At 46.6% G+C, this 19,324-nt stretch carries 17 protein-coding genes and 1 tRNA gene; 15 read left to right on the top strand and 3 right to left on the bottom strand.

Annotated features, from left to right (window positions below):
* Positions 1–103 precede the first annotated feature (103 nt).
* Positions 104–742 (bottom strand): HAD family hydrolase, encoded by a 639-nt coding sequence (locus tag NZ952_02200; protein MCS7120002.1) that lies wholly within the window; start codon positions 740–742, stop codon positions 104–106.
* Between the two features lie 276 nt (positions 743–1,018).
* On the opposite strand from NZ952_02200, the gene NZ952_02195 reads away from it, so the two are divergent.
* On the top strand, positions 1,019–1,738 hold the full coding sequence (locus tag NZ952_02195; protein ID MCS7120001.1) for a sulfite exporter TauE/SafE family protein: 720 nt from the start codon (positions 1,019–1,021) through the stop codon (positions 1,736–1,738).
* 13 nt (positions 1,739–1,751) lie between these two features.
* On the opposite strand, the gene NZ952_02190 is transcribed toward NZ952_02195, so the two are convergent.
* Positions 1,752–2,285 (bottom strand): nitroreductase family protein, encoded by a 534-nt coding sequence (locus NZ952_02190; GenBank protein MCS7120000.1) that lies wholly within the window; start codon positions 2,283–2,285, stop codon positions 1,752–1,754.
* Between the two features lie 91 nt (positions 2,286–2,376).
* Positions 2,377–3,417 (bottom strand): Gfo/Idh/MocA family oxidoreductase, encoded by a 1,041-nt coding sequence (locus NZ952_02185; GenBank protein MCS7119999.1) that lies wholly within the window; start codon positions 3,415–3,417, stop codon positions 2,377–2,379.
* Between the two features lie 154 nt (positions 3,418–3,571).
* Between NZ952_02185 and NZ952_02180 the strand changes: the two genes are divergently transcribed.
* The 14 genes from NZ952_02180 to NZ952_02115 all read left to right on the top strand — a co-directional run.
* Positions 3,572–4,330, top strand: coding sequence for a conjugal transfer protein TraX (locus NZ952_02180; GenBank protein MCS7119998.1), 759 nt, complete (start codon positions 3,572–3,574; stop codon positions 4,328–4,330).
* Positions 4,331–4,508: 178 nt separating this feature from the next.
* Entirely contained in the window at positions 4,509–4,685 is a 177-nt protein-coding gene (locus NZ952_02175) for a hypothetical protein (GenBank protein ID MCS7119997.1), read from the top strand.
* Complete coding sequence (locus NZ952_02170) at positions 4,657–6,141, top strand: AAA family ATPase (GenBank protein MCS7119996.1); 1,485 nt, start codon at positions 4,657–4,659, stop codon at positions 6,139–6,141. The genes NZ952_02175 and NZ952_02170 overlap by 29 nt, the downstream gene beginning before the upstream one ends.
* Positions 6,142–6,233: 92 nt before the next feature.
* Positions 6,234–6,635: a CdvA-like protein gene (locus NZ952_02165; GenBank protein ID MCS7119995.1), complete on the top strand. Its 402-nt coding sequence runs from the start codon at positions 6,234–6,236 to the stop codon at positions 6,633–6,635.
* Positions 6,636–6,737: 102 nt separating this feature from the next.
* On the top strand, positions 6,738–7,904 hold the full coding sequence (locus tag NZ952_02160) for a DegT/DnrJ/EryC1/StrS family aminotransferase (GenBank protein MCS7119994.1): 1,167 nt from the start codon (positions 6,738–6,740) through the stop codon (positions 7,902–7,904).
* Positions 7,905–7,950: 46 nt separating this feature from the next.
* A tRNA-Val gene (locus tag NZ952_02155) sits at positions 7,951–8,061 on the top strand.
* A gap of 391 nt (positions 8,062–8,452) precedes the next feature.
* Complete coding sequence (locus tag NZ952_02150) at positions 8,453–9,595, top strand: glycosyltransferase (protein ID MCS7119993.1); 1,143 nt, start codon at positions 8,453–8,455, stop codon at positions 9,593–9,595.
* Positions 9,561–11,309, top strand: a complete 1,749-nt coding sequence (locus NZ952_02145; GenBank protein MCS7119992.1) for a hypothetical protein — start codon at positions 9,561–9,563, stop codon at positions 11,307–11,309. The genes NZ952_02150 and NZ952_02145 overlap by 35 nt, the downstream gene beginning before the upstream one ends.
* Positions 11,306–13,954: a hypothetical protein gene (locus tag NZ952_02140; GenBank protein ID MCS7119991.1), complete on the top strand. Its 2,649-nt coding sequence runs from the start codon at positions 11,306–11,308 to the stop codon at positions 13,952–13,954. The genes NZ952_02145 and NZ952_02140 overlap by 4 nt, the downstream gene beginning before the upstream one ends.
* Position 13,955: 1 nt before the next feature.
* Complete coding sequence (locus tag NZ952_02135) at positions 13,956–16,103, top strand: hypothetical protein (protein ID MCS7119990.1); 2,148 nt, start codon at positions 13,956–13,958, stop codon at positions 16,101–16,103.
* A gap of 1 nt (position 16,104) precedes the next feature.
* On the top strand, positions 16,105–17,256 hold the full coding sequence (locus tag NZ952_02130) for a hypothetical protein (GenBank protein ID MCS7119989.1): 1,152 nt from the start codon (positions 16,105–16,107) through the stop codon (positions 17,254–17,256).
* A 248-nt stretch (positions 17,257–17,504) separates the two neighbouring features.
* Positions 17,505–17,870, top strand: coding sequence for a hypothetical protein (locus tag NZ952_02125; protein MCS7119988.1), 366 nt, complete (start codon positions 17,505–17,507; stop codon positions 17,868–17,870).
* A gap of 65 nt (positions 17,871–17,935) precedes the next feature.
* A complete protein-coding gene (locus NZ952_02120; GenBank protein ID MCS7119987.1) occupies positions 17,936–18,889 on the top strand; it encodes a glycosyltransferase family 2 protein in 954 nt (317 codons plus the stop codon).
* Positions 18,890–19,046: 157 nt separating this feature from the next.
* A partial coding sequence (locus NZ952_02115) for a polysaccharide deacetylase family protein (protein ID MCS7119986.1) occupies positions 19,047–19,324 on the top strand: 278 nt, incomplete at its 3' end.

Here is a 19,324-nt window from a genome sequence, read left to right as displayed (position 1 = left end):
AATCTGCAAGAGAATAAACCCTTATATAAAACTGTAAAATTGTGCTGTTCACTCGGTCATGATGGACAGGTTCAGTGTTACAGATCAAGTTTTCCCGAGACTTTCATTTTGTCTTATGAATCTTAGATGAGAATTCTATTAGGTCTCTGACGACATGTTCTCCAGTTCTACTGCATGCCCTATCGAGATAGTACGCTTGGATGCCGAACATACGTGGAACGATATAATCATCCTCCCATCGGTCTCCAACATGGGCGATCTCGGCTGGATTAACATTTAGAGCCTCCGCAACCCTGCGGTAGAATTCCACATTCTTTTTTACTATTCCGAAGTCGGAGGTCGCTGAGAATACATACTTGAAGTGTTTTGATATTTTTTCTGTCAGAACATTCAAGAACTCTCTTGAAGTGTTTGTTGCTAAGATCAGGGTGTAGGATTTGCTGAATTGTTCCAGCACTTGGATTGTTTCGGGGTAGAGCGTGACTCTTCGCCTATAATAGTCAAAAACTCTTATATAATCTCCCTTTAGGTTTAAATGTTTGAACCAGTACTTAATGTCATACCATTCAACTCTTTCTTCCCCGACTCTTTCATACTCCTGGAATACTATCTCCATCGCCTCCTTCAGACTTAATCCTCGATCTTGGGCGTAAAGCATAGGAATCCCCTGATGCCACACTGATTCGCTGAAATCCAATGTTACAAGTGTTCCCTCTAGGTCGAATGATATAACCTCAACCAATGCTGACTCCCACCTGAGCTCAAGCTCTTGCATTAGGTGTTGCCGCTTCAATGAATTTGAAGATGGGTTGATAAGAGTGCGTCGGCACCATATACTTTACATCGCATCATTTGAAAAGTATAGTATATGCCTTCTAAATTTATATATTGTCGTCTGCGCCGATTACTGTAATAACACAGCCTGGGGTGACACTATATCCGTAAAGATGTCAAAACATCATCGAGAAGGTTGCTGGTTGCGGCTTTTTTATGTTTCCTTACAGGGATTGCTGCTGGCTTGATAGGGGTTGGAGGCGGCGAATTCAGGATACCAATTCTAATATATGTTTTGGGTCTTCCAGTTTTTAATGCAGTCGCCATAAACCTGTCGGTTGGTTTACTGACTGTTGTTGCTTCTTTCTTTAGACGTCTGCACATAGAACCGCTGGGCATGCATTGTCTTTCATTAGTGTTAATAATGTCATTTGCTTCGGTAGTTGGCGCTATAATTGGCGCTTCATTGACCGGGAGAATCCCTGAAAAGCCATTAAAAAAGTTTCTTATACTTTTCCTCATAAGTGTGGGCTTGAAGATTGGGTTGGAGCCATTCGTTAAGATTGATCCTGTAATAGGCTTCACCTTGAATTTTTTTGAGGAGCTAGCGTTAGCGGGCTTGGTCGGTCTTCTTATAGGGATTATCTCAGGTCTCTTTGGCGTTGCAGGTGGCGAGTTCAGGATACCAGTCTTCATCTACATTTTCGGTTTAGATATTGTGACGGCGGGCACAGCGAGCCTCCTAGTCTCTATACCAACCGTGGCCTCGGGCTTCCTAAGGCATAGAAGATTAGGCAACTTTGATGGTACATCTTTGAGGATCCCAATCATTCTGGGATTGAGCTCTGTATTTGGCGCCCTATGCGGGGCCTCATTTTTAGAAGTAGTTGGTAAGGAGACATTGAAGGTGCTGCTGGCTTTCATCCTCATCCTTGCGACTGTGCGGATGATAACAAAACCTTAAGGTGAACAGGCAACTATAATCTTTGTCTTACGCCAAACTCCTCGTAGCTTGTTATATCCTCAAGTTTCTTCCGCCTTCTGACTAAGTGGAGCAGTCCTCGCTGGATGTCAATCTTATCTGCGGGGTATCCTAAGGCTAAAAGCGCCACTACACGGAATTCCTCCGGTATCCTAAGCAGTTCCTTCACTTCCTTCTCGTTGAAGCTCCCGATCCAGCATGTGCCTAACCCTTCACTCGTCGCCATTATGACCATGTTCTGCATGGCTATTGTCACATCAATTATGAACCATTTCGGTGAGAGCTTCTCGTTTCCGCATCCCACTATGACGACAGGCGCTTCTCTTAGGAACCCTGCATAAGGAGCCTGAGCCAGCTTCTCCCTTTTGCCAGCATCAGTGACTACTATAAAGTGCCAGGGCTGTAGGTTCATGGCTGATGGTGCAAGCCTAGCCGCCTCCAATATCCTCTCAAGCTTTTCTCTCGGGACTGGAGTGGGCTCATAGGATCGGACCGATCTTCTCTTCTGAATGGCTTCGAACACATCCATCTCTGATCTAGTTAAGAATATGGGGTAATAGTAAATAACCCTTCTGCAGACTTGACTGCTTAGTCCTAAAATTCTCCATTTTTCCTTCTCCTCATAGGGGGAGATCGACTACTCTTCCTGTCCTGCTTGAAATGTATATGGCCATTATAGTCTCCAAGGATCTTCTCCCCTCAACACCGTTCACTAGTGGCTCCCTGTCATTAATAATCGCTTCGGCGAAGTCTTTAATGAGGGCTGAATGGTTTGTTACAGGCACAAGTTCAGGTCTAGCCCATGATTGGAGCCCCTCCTTGGTCTGCTCAGATACAACCTCAACTTCGCCCATAACTGACCACTTCTTAATCGCTTCCCCCTCCAATATGACCATGCCCTTAGTCCCATAGATTCCCAGCTTCGCCGGCAGTCCAGGGTATGTGGCGGTACTACCTTGGATTACGCCGAGAGCGCCATTCTCGAATCGGATGGCTGCGACTGCGAGATCTTCGACCTCAATCTTATGCGCATATGTTCCAATCTGGGCCCACAAGCGCCTTGGTTTTCCAATTATCCATAGTAGTAGATCGATTGTGTGGATTGATTGGTTTATGAGTGCTCCGCCGCCCTCGGTTGACCACCTTCCACGCCAACGGCTATCATCATAGTATTTTTGGTCTCGGAACCACTTGACGTCAGCCTCACCGAGGATCAGTCTTCCAAATCCGCCTTCGTCGGCGACTTGTTTCACCCTCCTAAATGTTGGATCGAACCTGGACTGCAGGATAACCCCTAACTTCACGTCGCTCCTTCTAGCAGCCTCAATCATCCTGTCCGCCTCTTCAAGGTTTAATGCGATTGGCTTGTCTACGAGAACATGTCTTCCAAGCCTTATGGCGTCAAGCGCTATTGGACAATGAAGGTAATGCGGAACGCTAATTATCACCGCGTCTATAGGCGCTTTCTCCAACATCTCCATATAACTTGTGTACCAGAGGTTTAGATTCCACTTGGACGCAAATTCTTTGACCCGCTCTTCTCTTTGGCCTGCCGCGGCTATGAGTCTCGCCACACCAGGACCTAACAATGAGAAGGCTTCAGCACATAGATTTGCGCCTACACCAACGCCAATTATCCCAAATCTTACACCTTGCTCCATTCCTGCCACTCTTTCTCATCTAAGAGAGCATTGCTATACATCTATTTTATGTATCAATCTGAACGTTAGAATGATTTTAAGGCTGCTTTACTTCGATTAATGTTTATAGAAATGGAGATTTTATTTAATCTCCTGAAGATTTAGATAAAGGAGTTTGGGAATCGTTGCTGTAAATCTTTGGGATCAGTGTCGGCTTGCCTTGACTTCTTCTACACCTGTCAGCACAAACGTGGGATTGGTAAGATTTGATTTCGGCAGAGAGTTGTTGAAGTGGATTGCGGTTGCCTCGATGACCATTGATCATATAGGAGCGGTCCTCTATCCCGAGGTCATTGTATTCAGGATTATTGGGAGACTTGCCTTTCCCATATTTTCTTATCTACTGGTCCTGGGTGTTAATACAACTAGGAGCGTTAAGCATTACTTCTTAAGGCTTCTCCTGTTCGGCTGCTTATCGCAGGTTCCCTTCCAGTTAGCGCTGAAACTTCAGCCTTTCGAAATGCTGAACATATTCTTCACGCTTGCAATTGGCATTCTGGTAATCCGCTCATTTAGGAAGAACCCTTACCTTATACTGCCTATCCTACTAGCCTCCATTTTCCTTAATATTGATTACGGCGTTTATGGGATCGCGTTAATCGTTACGATGTGCATCTTAAAGGATGATGTTAAGGCTGGCGTTGCCTCTTTCATTCTGCTGAATCTGCTCTTCCTCCCGTCCTGGAATATCCAGATCTTTTCTCTCTTAGCTTTGCCAATTCTTCTTCTACATCGGATGGATTACGTGCATATCTTTAAGGATGCTGGTTTAGGTGCCCATTACTCCGCCTATAGGAAATACTTCTTTTACGCCTACTATCCATTCCACCTTCTTCTACTCTACATGATTCGTCTCAGATGCCTCGGAAACTGAGAGTATTATGCTGTTCATCTTTCAGCGGCCAAGAATTTTGAGTTTGGCATCAGTAGTAATGATTTGCGGTGGTTCTTGCGAATGGATATTATAATTGGCTATTCACTTATGTTAAAAAACGTTTTATGCGGTTCGTATATTCCTTAGATTGCCAGTGGACTGCATAAAGGTTCTTAATATGCCAAGGCAGAAGACGGAGCGGGTCTCGGAGGCTTCTGTTTTGCCAGTTCCATATATCGCTGAGATTGAAAGGTTGGCCTTAGACATTCTCAGAAGGGGGGACGGCAAAGAGCTAAGGGAGATGCTTGAGAGGTATGCGGAGAGATATGCGAGGGAGTATCCGGTTAGAGCTTAAGAATATCGGATGCTTAAGGCGTATTGAACTTGATTTTGAGCCCGGTCTTAACATAATCCGCGCTCCAAATGCTTCAGGTAAGACCAGCCTTGTAAGGGGTTTCGCGTCAATATTTTCTGAGAAGATTCCGCCTGAGCATGTGCTCTCGCTTAATGAGGTTGAGGGGATTGTTAGAGTACGTTTTCGAGGTCGAGTCTACGAGAGAACGTTCAGGAGAACTCCCTCAGGCTCTGTGGTTGCATCTGGAAGCATGCTCCCCTTCTCCGATAATAGGGCCTTCGATGCATGCGTTGCCATGGCCGAGTCCGGCGTAGTCCATAAGATTACTGGAGGAAGCTCAGCTTTTCGCGAATATCTCGAAGAGCTCTCGTATGGCAAGTACTATAGCACTATAATCTCTTCCGCACAGGGGATCGTGAACGAGCTGAGCAGGGAGCTTGCTGGGCCTAGTTTTAGGAAGTTTGAGTCTCTGCCCCTACTTATCGCAGATATCGCGGAGATTCATGCCGAGAAAGAGAGGGTTTCTGAAAGGATTAGGATGCTACGGGCTGGCTTCGGCTCGGATTCTCAGTCTCTGCTGAGGAGCCTAGAGGAGAAGAAGAGTTCGCTGGCAATGGAGGAGATGAGGCTTTCTGATCTTAGAAAGGATCTTGATAGGGAGCGTGAAAGGGAGGACCAGCTAATTAACCTTCTAGGGTTGGCGGACGAGTCATTGAAGGTTGCAGCTCGGATTAAGCAGGACATTAATATTTGCAGGGATAGGCAGATGAGGATAAGGGATGAGGTCGAGAGGCAGAGCCAAGTCGTCCATGGGTTAAGGTCCGAGGTAAAGGCCTTGGAGATGAAGTTTGAAGAGAAGAAGCGCGAAGAAGAGATGGAGCTCGAGTCGTTGGAGAGGGAGATGGAACGTTTAAACAAGGAGCTGATCCTTAAGGAGGAGGAGATTCAGGAGGCTGAGCGGCTGCCCCCAGACGATCCGAAGTATCCAGGCCGCCTTGTTGTTGAGGTTAGAAGGGAGATTATTGGGAAGATTGATTGGCTTAATATGGCGATTGGATACTTTCAGGATAAGTATATGCGCCGCATGACCGCTGCAAGGTTAAGGTTTAACAGGAATGTGAACAGGGCTTTTGAGAGGCTTGGGCTTAGGGGCTTTAAAAGCGTCTTCTTAGATCAGGATTTCGCATTACATATAATGCGTGAGAACGGGGTTCGACAGCCTGTTGATACATTAAGCGCATCTGAGAAGCTTACCATCAGCCTGCTGCTTATGTTGGCTGCTAAGGAGACTTTTCTGCCGGACTTCCCCTTCTTCATCCTTGATGAGCTCACCCTTAGCTATGACCCGGAAAGGTTCAGGCAGATTACGGGTTATATGAGGCAACGTGTTCCCTACGTGATAGTCACCTCATTAACTTCTGACGGCGGAGGGATCGAAGTCATCCATGAAGGATGATCTTAGGCTTCGGCAATGGATTAATGTAAAATATGGGATGCAGGTTAAAGTCTATTTGAAATCTTGTTCCTAAAGTTTGGTGGGGTGATTGTTTGAGTTCGTGGAAGGAGTCGTTTGAGAGGGTGAGGCAGGAGCTGGAGATTGCTCGGAGAAAGAAGCAGGCCCTAGACGATCTCCTCGAAAAGAAGAAGATGTCCCAGCTTACCTATGAGCATCTTGAGAGGACACTCAGGGAGACATTGCTTGATCTTGAGGCGCACCAGAGATCTCTTGTCGAAAAGATGAGGGAGCGGATAGACGAGCTTGCTAATCAGCTTGAGACACTTGACCTGCTGCTTGCGAGTCTAGAGGTTAGCTATGCTGGAGGGGAAGTTGACGAGAAGACTTACATAAAGAATAGAGAGACATTGCAGTCGGGCCTAGAAGCAACAAAAGCCGAGATGAACGAGATAAAAGAGGCGCTGAACATTATATCCGAGGCTATGAAGGCCTGAGGATCCATCAATTAACCGAACTGGTTCACCATTTTTTTAAATTAATAGGCTGGAATCAGAATATTGAACAACAGATAGTCTCCGGATGGCAGCTATCCAAGGATGTTTGCTCGAATGGAACGCTTAGCGATTGAGGGCGGGAAGCCTGTCTCAGAAAGGAAGATCCCTATCGCTAAACCATTATTTACTGAGGAGACTTTGCGGAGGATAAGAGAAGTTCTGGAGTCCGGCATTCTCTGCCATGGCCCATTAACCGAGCAGTTTGAGGAAGAGTTCAGGCGGAGGGTGGGGGCTGAATACGCTTTTGCCGTCAGCTCGGGCACGGCGGCCCTACACGTCGTCTTCATGTCGCTTCTCAAGCCGGGAGACGAGGTCATAGTCCCCGTCTTCACCTTCGTCTCCACAGCTAGCACGGTTGTGCTGAGCGGTGGGAAGCCTGTCTTCGCCGACATTGATGAGGAGACTCTGACGATTGATCCGGTGGATGTTGAGAGGAAGATAACCCGGAGGACTAAGGCGATTGTGCCCGTACACCTCTTCGGGAACGCTGCGAGGATGAAGGAGCTCATAGAAATCGCTGAGGATCACGGCTTATACCTTGTGAATGATGCAGCCCAGGCACATGGAACAAGGATTCATGGAAAGGATGTGGGCGCCTACAGGGATGCAGCCTGCTACAGCTTCTATCCAACCAAAACCCTGACGACTGGTGAAGGAGGCATGGTGACAACGCTAGGCAAGGAGATCTATGAGGCTGGAAGAATGCTGAGGAATCATGGTCAAGAAACGAGATATAGGAGTGTGAGGTTAGGGCTTAACTATCGGATGACGGAGATCGCAGCTGCCATCGGACTAGAACAGCTCAGGATGCTGGACGAATTCCTTCTGAAAAGAAGGAGAAACGCCGAATATCTAATGAAGGGTCTAGAGGAGATTGATGGACTGGAGCCGCAGAAGACAACCGAGGGCGCCGAGCACTCTTACAGTTACTTCACAGTACAGATGGACTTAGAGAAGTTCAGATGCACAAGAGACGAGTTCGTCAGGGCCATGAATGCGGAGAATATAGAATGCATAGTCTACTATCCAACCCCGCTAAGCAAGCAGCCAGCGCTAAGAAGATACGCGAGGACAAGGTGCCCAGTAGCCGAGAAAGTCTGCGGAAGAGTACTCTCCCTACCAGTCCACCCAGGCCTCAGCGGAGAAGACTTAGAAAAGATACTCGAAGGCATAAGAAAAGTCTCAGCCCACTATGCGAGGCATGAGTAAAAGATTAAAATACCTAAATTCACAGAATGGATGTTTGCCGATCCGAGGGCCGGTAGTCTAGCCTGGTTGGGACATCTAACAGACCCAAAGCAGCCCTTACGAGCAGACCAAAGTCTAAGAGAGGCTGAGGTCGCCGGTTCAAGTCCGGCCCGGCCCATCAGCTTTGGAAAACCTCCTCTGTCTGATTGTATTTGCAGTTTGCTGCTAACCCATGTTCTTGCCTCTTCGTTTTTGGTTGTTGCCTGTGAAAGCTAAGAGTTCATGATGGATTTTCGCATTAAAGTCCTCTTGGGATGATGTGTTTAGATTTTATGGGTATTCAAGATTCACATCGGTGGGGGAAAGCAACATTAATTTTATATTATTTTTTGATCAATTTTTTATACTCTTATTAATGGTGCATTCTTAATGTGTCTAGCTGGTTTTCGTTGTGAATTGGGGTTTGCATCATCTCTTAATGGGTTACTGGCATATAGATTGAGAAGATAGGAGAATATTGATGCTTATGCAGCCTAGGCCATATGATTACACAATGGGTTGGTGGACTGGTGAGGAAGCGTAGTTTCAGCCAATTCGTTTGGGTCTCTGCTTATCCGCCTGACTATGGGAGGCTGAGCGAGTATGCTGAAGCTTTAATAGGCGGCTTGGTCAGTGTCTCGAACTCCAGTTTTTTGGTGCTTTCTGACTGTAGACCCTCGGAGCTTATCTCGGGTGTTGATGTTAAACCTGTTTGGAGGCCTGATTCACTACTTGGCATTTTGAACTTGTGGTTTGAGATCATTAGGTCTAAATCGAAGGTTATGCATTTCAATGTCTCCCTCTCCGTCTTTGGTAGATCTAGAATTGTGAACTTTCTCGGCCTGCTATCCGTTACAGTGGCGCGGCTCTCAAGGAAGAGGGTAATTGTAACATTGCATAATATTCCAGAAGGCGTAAGGCTTAACGTTTCAGGCTACAGGGATAATTTAGTTAATAGGATTGGTTTGGAGATCGTGACTAAGATAGTATTGTCATCTGCGCATACAGTAGTCGTCCTTGTTAGACGATACGTTAAACTGCTCATGAGTCGGTATGGTGCTGGTAATGTTGTGTGGATTCCACATGGCGCATGGTTTACTGATCATCATCCCTCTTGGAAATGGCAAGATGGAAGGGTTAGTGTACTTTTTTTGGGATACCTCTCCCAGTATAAAGATTTGAAGTTATTATCAGATGTCGTGAAGGAGATTGGCGGAGAACTATTGGTGTCAGGTCGACCTAATCCTAATTTTGTTGAGGAGGGAAAAAGGGTGATAGAGGGAGTTTTGAGGGAGCGGCATGTCAAGTATCTAGGCTATGTCAGTAATGAGCGGCTGCCTAATCTTGTGTCAAGAGTCGCTGTTGCTGCGTTGCCCTATAGGGCTTGTGCGGGAACCAGCGGCGTTATTCATCTTCTTTGCGGTCTGGGTGTCCCGTTTGTAGCGTTCTCAACATACGAGTTAAAGGAATTGGCTGAGGAGGGGGCTGGCATATTGCTTGTTGATATGTCGAAAGAGGCTTTGAGGTATGGGATAATGAGGGTTGCATCTGATAGACAGTTGGCAGAGTCTCTCTCTAAGAGATCCAGAGACTTTGCACTTTCAAGAAGCTGGCAGAAAGTCGCTGCGATGTACCTTAATGTTTACACAAGACATGCGGGGAGACTATGTTGAAATGATGGTCCGCGATATTAGGTTGGCGTTGAGATCTCGCCTTAATCTTCTTATTGCACTTCTTGTCGCTGGATTCTCAAATACTTTGATCCAAATATTTGGGGTTTATAGATATACATATGACGCTTACACCCATATGTTCTTTGCCGATCATTATAGGCGCGACTGGTTTAGTCTTTGGGATTATAGGTGGTACGGCGGCTTTCCCGTTACCTCCTATCCTCCTCTCACACACCAATTGATGGCGTTATTGAGTTTCCTCTTCGGTGTCGAGTATTCCTATCAGATCTTATCTGTGGCCTCGTCTCTTGTTCTAACATACTCTGTTTACCTTTTTTCTAAAATTTTTCTTGAAGAGGATGAGGCGGAGTACGCCGCGGTTATAGCCTCTCTTTTACCCGCCACCGGGATAATACTTAATGCCTTTGGGCAGCTCCCCACAGTTTTTTCTACCAGCCTGTCATTGATAGCTGCCTACAGCCTCAACAGTTATCTTTCTACACCTTCTCCATCTGTTCTCCTTAGAGCGGTTTTATGGACGGTTCTGTCGGGCTTCGCACACCATTTCACACTCGTATTCTTCTTTCCACTCATCATTCTGCTTATTATTGTCAAGAATATTGGTGTTCGGCGCGCCTTAGTGAAGAGGACGCTAATCTACGGTTTTCTATGCGTCGCATTGTTAGGTGCCGTGTTGAAGCCACTTATAGTGTTTACTCTTAGTAATCCGCCATATGAGGAGATACCCCATGCGACGAGACATAATCTCTTTGAACGCCCAGAGTATGCTTTTCCCTTCTTCTGGGGTATGCATAGCTTTACAGTGTTCCTTTTACCTAACGCCTTCCTCATCGCTTACAGGCGGAAGGGATTGCGGACTCTACTTATTATCTTCATCTTCTTTTTCATCATGGGTTTAGGCGGGACCACTCCTCTCCCATCGATTCTTCTTGGCTATGTCTGGAGGATACTGACTTATGATAGGTTTGCATTCTGGGCTGCTTTGATCTACACTCCTTTTCTCGCTGTCCTAATCTCTGAATTAGGCGTCTTCATACAAAAGTATTATTTCGGTGAAGCAACATCCAAGCCGAATATGCATGCTCGTAGGCTGCTTGCCGCTGCAATGATATGCGGCCTAGCCGCCTCCTTTGTTCTAGCTTCTATGGGGAATTTCTTGATGAAGTTACAGCCTGTTCAGACTTTGAGCAGAGAGCAGTTATGTGAGCTGGCGAAGTTTCTGGACGAGCACCAGGAGTGGAAGTATATTACGCTTGGGTTCGGGAGTCAAAGGCTTCTTCTCAGCGCCATGACTTCAGCTCCAATGTTTGACGGAGGATATAACCAAGCGAAGACTCTGCCTATATTCACAAAGAGCGGGGTCGATAACGTCGATGCGGCGAAATACTTTCCTAACGGGACAAATCTTCTGAAAAGTATTATTGAAAGCGAAGCTGATAATGGTTTAAAGTATGTATTGTCTGCTGACGGGTATTATGGGCCGTATCTCGTAGACTTTGGTTTGACTCTGATCGGCAGTGTTAATGGAAGCTTGAATGTGGAGATCTGGGAAATATCACATGCGCTGAGGGGCAAATATAATATTCAACAAACGACAGATCCTATGGATCAAGTAGTTTGGTCGGTTTTTCCTGTATCATGCCTATTAGGGGTTCTGGTTCTTGAAGGCATGAGGATGAGGGTTTGGAATTGAAGGGTGAGGGTATGGCGTTGCGTTCAAGACTCGTTCAGATTCTGTGGAATGGGATGGCTTATGCGCCGCTCCTAATCATATTATATATGATTCTATCCCTGTTCCTTCAGGCTTTCTCGAAGACTATGTTCCTACCTGGAGGTCGAGCTTCGATTGAGTATCTCCTCATTTTAGGCTATTCTGAAAGATATGGGTATCAGGCTTCCTACACATTCTATCGCTTTCTGGCGATGGTTGCGGGCATGTTCGTTGGTGACATGCTCGTTGCAGTCAGGTCTGCCGTAATATTTCTTCTCTTGGTCTACTTTTTAGGCCTCTACTGGTTTTCGTCTCTTCTCTCGTCAAGGTTTCTGGCGGCTGCGACACTGCTGACCGCTTTCCATCCCATGTTCTATGATACTGTCTTTAAAGGTGATTATGCTCTTCTAGCGGCCATGGCGTTCACGTGTCTCCTCCTAGCAGGCATCTGCGGTTATTTTCAGAAGCCATCGAAAAGGTATTTTGCGGCGATGCTGTCCGCGTTGGTTGTTCTTCCGTTCACGGATCCTCAGCTGCTCACATTTCTCTCGATAGTAGTTTTAGCTTCACTTTCTGCATTCGTTCTCTCTTTGGGTAGGAGGTTTTCGCCGCACTTCCTCTGTTTGTTGAGTGTACATGCGGCGGCGGCGCTTCTTTCCTTTACTGTTTCAGTAGGCTTTGTTGATGGACTGTGGCGGCCTAACCCATTCCTAGAGTTCTCATCAAACATAGTTATCTCTGCATTTTTGGTTGTATCATTTGGTATCGGCCTCTTAGACCTATATGTCCGTGGGCAGGTAAAGTTGCTTTTCGTGCTTTCATCTTGGCTTCTAGCATCCCTAGTATGCGTGGCCATTAAGCCTCTTTCCTTTGCATTTTTGTTGCCGTTAGCCTCGGCCCTAATGCCTCTCTCTCTTAGGCGTCTAAAGGAGACGTTCGCTGTTAGGAGGATTGGCGAGGATGACGGGTCTGGGGTTGAATATGAGGTTGAGATCGATCTTGGGAGGCTTATTGCAGCGCTCCCAGCGATGCTTCTTATCGTGTTGCTGGTCTTAGCCGCACCATCAGCCGTGGTTTTGGGTGATCATGAAATTGTTCCACCATTGAAAGCCCAGGATATAGGTGGTGCTTCAAGCATCCTTTCAGGGGAGGCTGGGCGGCGGCTTATAGTTGCTCATCCGTCCTTGGCGAATTGGTTACTTGTATCCTCCGGCCTTAATGTTCTGCCTGTGATTAATGAGGAGACGTTTAGGGTTGCGGATCTACTGACAACTACCAGTTTTAGGATGATGAATTCTTTCCTAAAGGTTGATGATTGGGAGCCATTTTCAGCTGCTAAGGCGCCGCTGATCCATGCATATGATGGGAGAAACTTTAGACAACTAGTCTATATTGACGATTCATACGCCAGGGTGACCCTTGTCGACTCCTCTGGAAATGTATATGTCGAAAGCCCATATCGGGCGAAGTTCCTTTCACACCATTGGAGCAGGTCTGACAGGTATATTAACTTAACAGTCTCGTTCAGGTCCTCTGGCCTAATAATAAATAAGACTATTACATTAGTGGAGGATAAGCCCCTGGTCTCGGTGGAATATTCTGCTCAAACGGCTCCGATGAAAGATGTCAGCGTAAAGAGATTATCAATTGGCATCTACAGTCTGCCTATGGATGTTCTTCCCGACGTAGAGGTTTGGAGCCGCGGTGCCACTGTGCGGATTGAAGGATTTAAGGTTTCCATATCATTTGTCGGGAATGTTTCAGAAGTTTCTCAGGGTAGGACGAAGGATCAGAGGTATGTGACATGCACTTTTGAGTCGGCGGACGGGTTTACGGTGTATGGTAGGGCTGAATTTGAGGTTCAAGGTTCAGTTGCCTCCGGCGAGCGGTTCTGGTACTCCTCGCTCTTCGATGAGGCTAAGAAACGTGGTGTCGACTATCTCATCGTTCCTAGGGAGCATAGGGTCTTCATGGAGGGGGCTCTGCCGTCTTTGTTGGAGAGCCTCATATTGAAGGATTCATTTGTGAGGTTTATAATAAATTGTGGCGGCAGCCTCTACATAGAGGCGCCTGCATATGCTAAGGTCTTGAAGGAAAGTGTTCATAATAATTCGAGGTTAACACTAATTGAGACGGCTGGTTTACGTATAGAGAAGAAGACATGTTACTCCGATACATGGCTGAATGTAACATATTTGGTTGAACCATATAAGGAGAATACTCGCCTGATCGTGTGCGCATTCTCGCTCTGGGTAGCCTATGGAAGGGAGGTGTTCTCCGAAAAACTCTTTATCTCGATTGATAATGGGAGCGTCAGGCTTCCATTGGATTCAGGCGATTTTCTCATCCTATTCAGTGGTAATGTCTCCGATATTAAGGTTGAGCGGCATCCGGAGTATGGGCAGATTAGAGTTCACGCTACGTTCCAGCTGCAGAGCTCGGGTGATACTATAGGAGTGAGTATAAGATCAATTGGGGATGGCGTAGCCATATATTCGCGGTATGAACCGACATCCAGACCTGATATGCTGGATGAGGATAGGATAATTATCTCGGTTGAGAAGGGCTACTTTGAGCCTGCTGGCGCATTGAGGCTCTACGAGATATATGAGGTGAGGGCGCCGTAAGATGACTAGCCAATTCGGAGGAGTCAGATGTTCATGGGTTGCGGTAGTATGCCTGACCATAGTCTTAGGTTTCCTGCCTTTTATGCAGCCTAGAGGAGAATGGGCTGGGTATGGCAGTTTAGGCTCGCATTTCTATAAAAACGACCATTACGAGGTTCACTATGGCGAGGCGAGTACGGGTGTGGGTAAACCTCAGATATATGTGCTGATTTCGCTTGACAGGGTTCCATTGGTTGAGGTGAGCGACCAGCGGTCTGAGGTGAACTGGCTGAGAATATATCCCAACTTTGCTGAGGTCATTAGGTTGGATGGCGGCGCCTTAGTCGCAACTTATGGCGGCGGGGTTCTTGTCAAGAGGGTTGAGCCATCCGGCGACGTAATAAGAATCCTGTACTCTCTAAGCGTGGACGCTAACCTTACTATAACGCTCTGGAGGTGGTATTATGAGTCAGTTGAGAATGTCACGAAGTTTGATGTGGCATCTTCTGTGCTTCCTGCATCTGGCAAATTGCACTTCACATTCATGCATAATGGTGAGCGGCTGACTGGTGAAATCGGTTTTAGCCCTGTCCCGGATGAGATTGTGGTCTACGGTGATGATGCCGGCTTGAATAAGATTGCAGTTTCATTTATAGATGTCAGCAAGGTCTCCATGTCAATTTGTGCTAATGTCTCTGGGTCGGGTCGAAGCAGCGGTTTATGGTCGCCTCTGCTCCTTTACCCAATCATTGCAGCTGCTGTCACTATGTTCTTTCTCGTCTATTCAGTTTTTCCCCTTAAGTTTAGGTTGAGGATGTCCCGTAGAGGCAGCGCGGTCATCGTGGGGAAGGGGCTTCTAAGCCCGGTGTGCTTAGCGTTGATTGCCTTCGCGGTGAGGTTGATCTTGTCTCCATTCTTTATGCATGTCTGGGATGTAGTCACAGTTCATGAGTCGCTTAATGAGTTTGCCTCCGGTAGGAACGTTTACTGCTCTGTCGTGGAGCGGACGCTTATGCTTAGGGCTGCTAACGGCGTTGAGGCGAATTATGAGGGATACGCATATCTTCCTCACCCGCTTCTGATCTATATGCCCTTCCACCTAGCCTACGTCTGGCTATTCGGAGGGGCGCCCGCAATGTTTGGGGGTCACCTTTCCCCGCTCAAGCTCGCCACGCCAAACATATACGTTTTCCTAACCCTTCTGAAGATGCCAGTGATCTTGGCGGATGCGGCGATAACTTACATTCTTGCCAGGAAGTCGGCTAGGTTAGGCCTATTCTACGCTTTTCTTCCATACTCTATTATGATTACTTCGGTCTGGGGTAACTTCGACTCTCTGGTCGGACTTTTCCTCCTACTTGCTTTTATCTGTAGGTCTGAGAGGCCTCTGCTCTCCGGCCTATTTTATGGTCTATCGCTCATGAAACTTTATATGGCGGTAGTTTTTCCGGCATTCCTATTCTCAACCGTTAGAAGACGTGACACTCTAGTGAGGTTTCTGTTCGGCTTAGTGATATCGCAGGTCCCCACCCTCATCTTCTTCGCTCAGGATCCGGGGTCGATGCTGCAGGTTCTCCTCTTCCATTCGGTCCGATCCCCAGGGGGTGTAAACCTCTACCACCTCGCGCCGAAGCTCTACAGTTACGGTTTCCAATCAATCTTGAATAAGGTTTCGATCGTGGCCTTAGGATTGACAGTTCTCGCCATATTGATGAGAATAGGCTCTCATGAGGAGGGCGTACCACTCTCTCTAGCCGCCTATTTAGCGGTAGGCTCGGTCGTTAATGAGCAGCATCTAGCCGCTCTGCTTCCCCTACTACTATTCTTAGGCTATGAGGGTTTAGCATCATTCCTCTCCGCAGGCTACTTCCTCTATGCGTTGTTTTATTCTGGTCCAGCATACTTCATGGCTCCGCTTGCCACGCTTTCATTGGGCGGCGAGTTCGTTGCCCGTTTAGGCTCTTCATGGGCTGATCTGTTTGGGCAGGTCTCGCCATATATTCTCTATGCATTGGCTGTGACTTGCTCTTTATCCCTGCTCTCCAATATTTGCGGGCGGGTTGCCACGCTTAGGCAGAGCTCCTCTAGAATCGAGCTGCAACCGCAAGAGATAGTGGAGCAGCATATCGAGCATGATGGTGTATTGAGGTCTGCTGAGGGGGAGGATTAGAATGCAGGGTTCTAGGTTGAGCGGTCTACTTGGTAGGGTTAGATTGAGGGTTAAGCCCGAGCCTTACGGGGTCGGCGCCGCTCTGCTCTTGGCCCTTGCTTCTAGAGTTTTCGTGGTCTTAAACGCGGTTTTAGGATCATATTTTCTACCCATTATCAACCCTAACGCTTGGGATACCGGGCTTCCTGTACTAAACCTCTTCGCCAGATGGGATGCTGGACACTATTTCAGAATAGCCCAGTACGGGTATGATGAGACTAATGTGGGCTCCTTCCCGCTTCTACCTTGTCTTCTCTGGCTCTTCTCAGCACCCCTTTCCCCATTTATGCCAAGGTTATGGTCTTTGAATATCATAGGCTTCTTTCTCAGTAATCTCTTCTTCTTTATCTCCGTTCTTGGGCTCTATAGGCTGACCTATAAGGTTTTTGATGGTGATGAGAGGGTAGCGTTCTACTCTGCCCTCTTCCTATCATTTTATCCAACCTCGGTCTTTATGTCCGCCGTCTATGCCGAATCACTCCTGATGGCGTTCGCTCTCTGGTCCTTCATAATGCTTGAGAGAGGAAGATTCGTTGTGGCTTCCGTTCTGGCCTTCCTAGCTGGCTTATCCAGGCCAATCGGATTCCTTGCCTCCCTGCCCATGCTTCTAGCTGGATTAAAGGATAGGTCAATTAAGATTGTAGTCCTCTCAGCCCTCTCCGCCAGCTCAATACTTGTCTTCGATGTTTACAGGTATATGGTGATGGGAAAATTCTATGCAATCACAATGCCCTATGATCTGCTGATGAGCATCCTATCCGGACGTTCGCCTCTAACAACTAGCATCCTTTCAAACAGCATACAGGTTAATGCGGCACTGAAGATCATTTCTGCATTGCTGATAGCCCTAGCGCTCGCCTCCTATGTAAATGCGGCCTCACTGAGGAAGGGTTCGAGATATCTTGTCTACTCTATCATCATCTTTGTCGTATACCTATTCTACTCATCTGCATTAGGTTTCGTCAGATACTCCATTACAATCCTCACTATCTACTGGCTTATGGGCAGTCTTAGCGCGAATAATAGAACTCTCGGAACCATAATGCTCTGCGGAGCCTGTATGCTTCTGGGACTTCTGACAGTTGTCTACACCAACTGGTACGAGCTCTGCTAATTTAGAAATTATCTCAGTATAGGATGGACTCGGAACTTCTTCCTCGCTTTAAATGAGCGGCGATATCGTTATTTCGGGGTTTAGAGAGCAAAGGTTGTCACAATCTTCAATTTTCCCCTTTCAATCGATGTTCAGTAATACTCACGTCACATCAGGTGGAGTTTACGTAAGTCTTATAAATAGTTTGATGATAAAACCTTAAACATTAATGCGCATATGACATTCTGTGCCGTGGTGTGAGAGGAGATATGGCAGTTAGATTCGGCAGAGATTTTCTCATGTCCATAAAGAGGCGGGCTATAAGGTGCGGGGTTTGGTTCCGGGTTCTGGGTTCCGCTGAGAGGGCTATACTGAGCCTGGCTCCGAAGTGTGTCGATACTGTAAAGAGTCCGCTGCTCGTTGACGCCATTGCGAGGATAGTGGTGAAGGTCGCTGAAGCCATGCGAAGTCCATTAGAGCGTTTAAGGAGCCAGATTGCAGCCCCCTTAGCGGATAGGATAAGCCGATTAGCAATAGGATGGGGGAACCCTTCGGCCATAAGCTGGGCGAAGGATAAAGGTTTCATACAGTATCTCGCCGTGTGCAAGCTTAATGATGTAACGATTTATGTTTAAGGCGGCCCTCTTATTGAAGCATATAGGATTTAAGGAAGAGGAAGTTTAAGGGTAAGGTGTAAGCGGTGAGTCAAGTACAATCGTCGTTTAAGGATACAAATAGCATATCCGGGGACGTAAGGGTTAATAATAGACCCTTTATCGTTGCCTGCATACCCGCCTATAACGAGGAGGCCACAATTGCAAAGGTTATCTTGCAGACCAGAAGGCATGTTGATCACGTCATCGTATGTGATGACGGCTCAACCGATGTAACAGGTGAGATTGCTCAAGCGTTAGGCGCCGAAGTCATAAGGCATGAGAGGAACATGGGCTACGGCGCCGCCCTTTCAACCCTTTTTGCGCGGGCTCGCGAGCTAGGAGCGGATGTTATGGTCCTACTTGACGGTGACGGACAGCATGACCCGGCTGAGATCCCAAATGTTATGGAGCCGATCCTGAAGGGTGAGGCTGATGTTGTGACGGGTTCCAGATTCATTGGTGGAAACAATAATTGCATACCTAGGTATAGGAAAAGTGGGATAAAAGCGATTACGAAGCTTGCTAGAGCAATGTCCTATGATGACCTGACCGATGCTCAATGTGGCTTCCGCGCTTTCAACAAGAAAGCAATAATTCTGTTAACTCCGAATGAATCGGGAATGGGAGCTTCAACTGAGCTTCTATTGAAGGCTAAGGAGAATAAGCTAAGGTTAAAGGAGGTCCCCGTAAAAGTGAAATATGAGCTTAGTGAACCTTCTTCCCAAAACGCGCTTATTCATGGCATGGATGTCGTCTTGAGCACGTTGAAATATATATCGACTAAGAGACCTCTTCTTTTTTATGGTCTTCCAGGCATAATCGCCCTCATTATAGGATTGGGCTTCTGGGTTTGGACATTCCAAGAGTTTGCTATTAGGCATCAAGTAATAACGAATATTGCTCTAGTTGCTATAGGCGCGACTATAGTTGGACTGGTGTTGCTTACAACTGCTATCATCATTTGGGTTCTAGTAAGTATTATAAAAGAAAAGTTATGATCTGGACACCGACCTTATGAGGAAAGATGCTGATTAATTCTAATCCCAGATATCTTCTGGAATCGCAGAACAGGTATTCAAATATAGTCACTAGACAATTTAAAACTGGATAATTCTTTTAAAGGCGTATATATTCATCAAGTTTGAGTCAGATTAATTGAAGAATATCCTTACAATTGATATCGAAGAAGTCTTTCATGCCGAATATGCTAGACAATATTACAATTATGATATTAAGTATAGGACTCCGAAAAATATTCAGATAGTGCTCAATTTGCTCTCAGCACATAATGTGGAAGCAACATTTTTTGTCGTAGGCGAAATTGCGGAGAAATTTCCGGAAGTATTAAAAATGATCGACGATCAGGGTCACGAAATAGCGTTTCATGGCTGGTCGCATATCTCTCTTCACAAACTAAGCCCAGAAGAATTCAA

This window comes from Candidatus Bathyarchaeota archaeon (assembly GCA_025059045.1).
Taxonomy (GTDB): Archaea; Thermoproteota; Bathyarchaeia; order Bathyarchaeales; family DTEX01; genus JANXEA01.
This window is presented reverse-complemented; position numbering and strand designations above follow the sequence as displayed.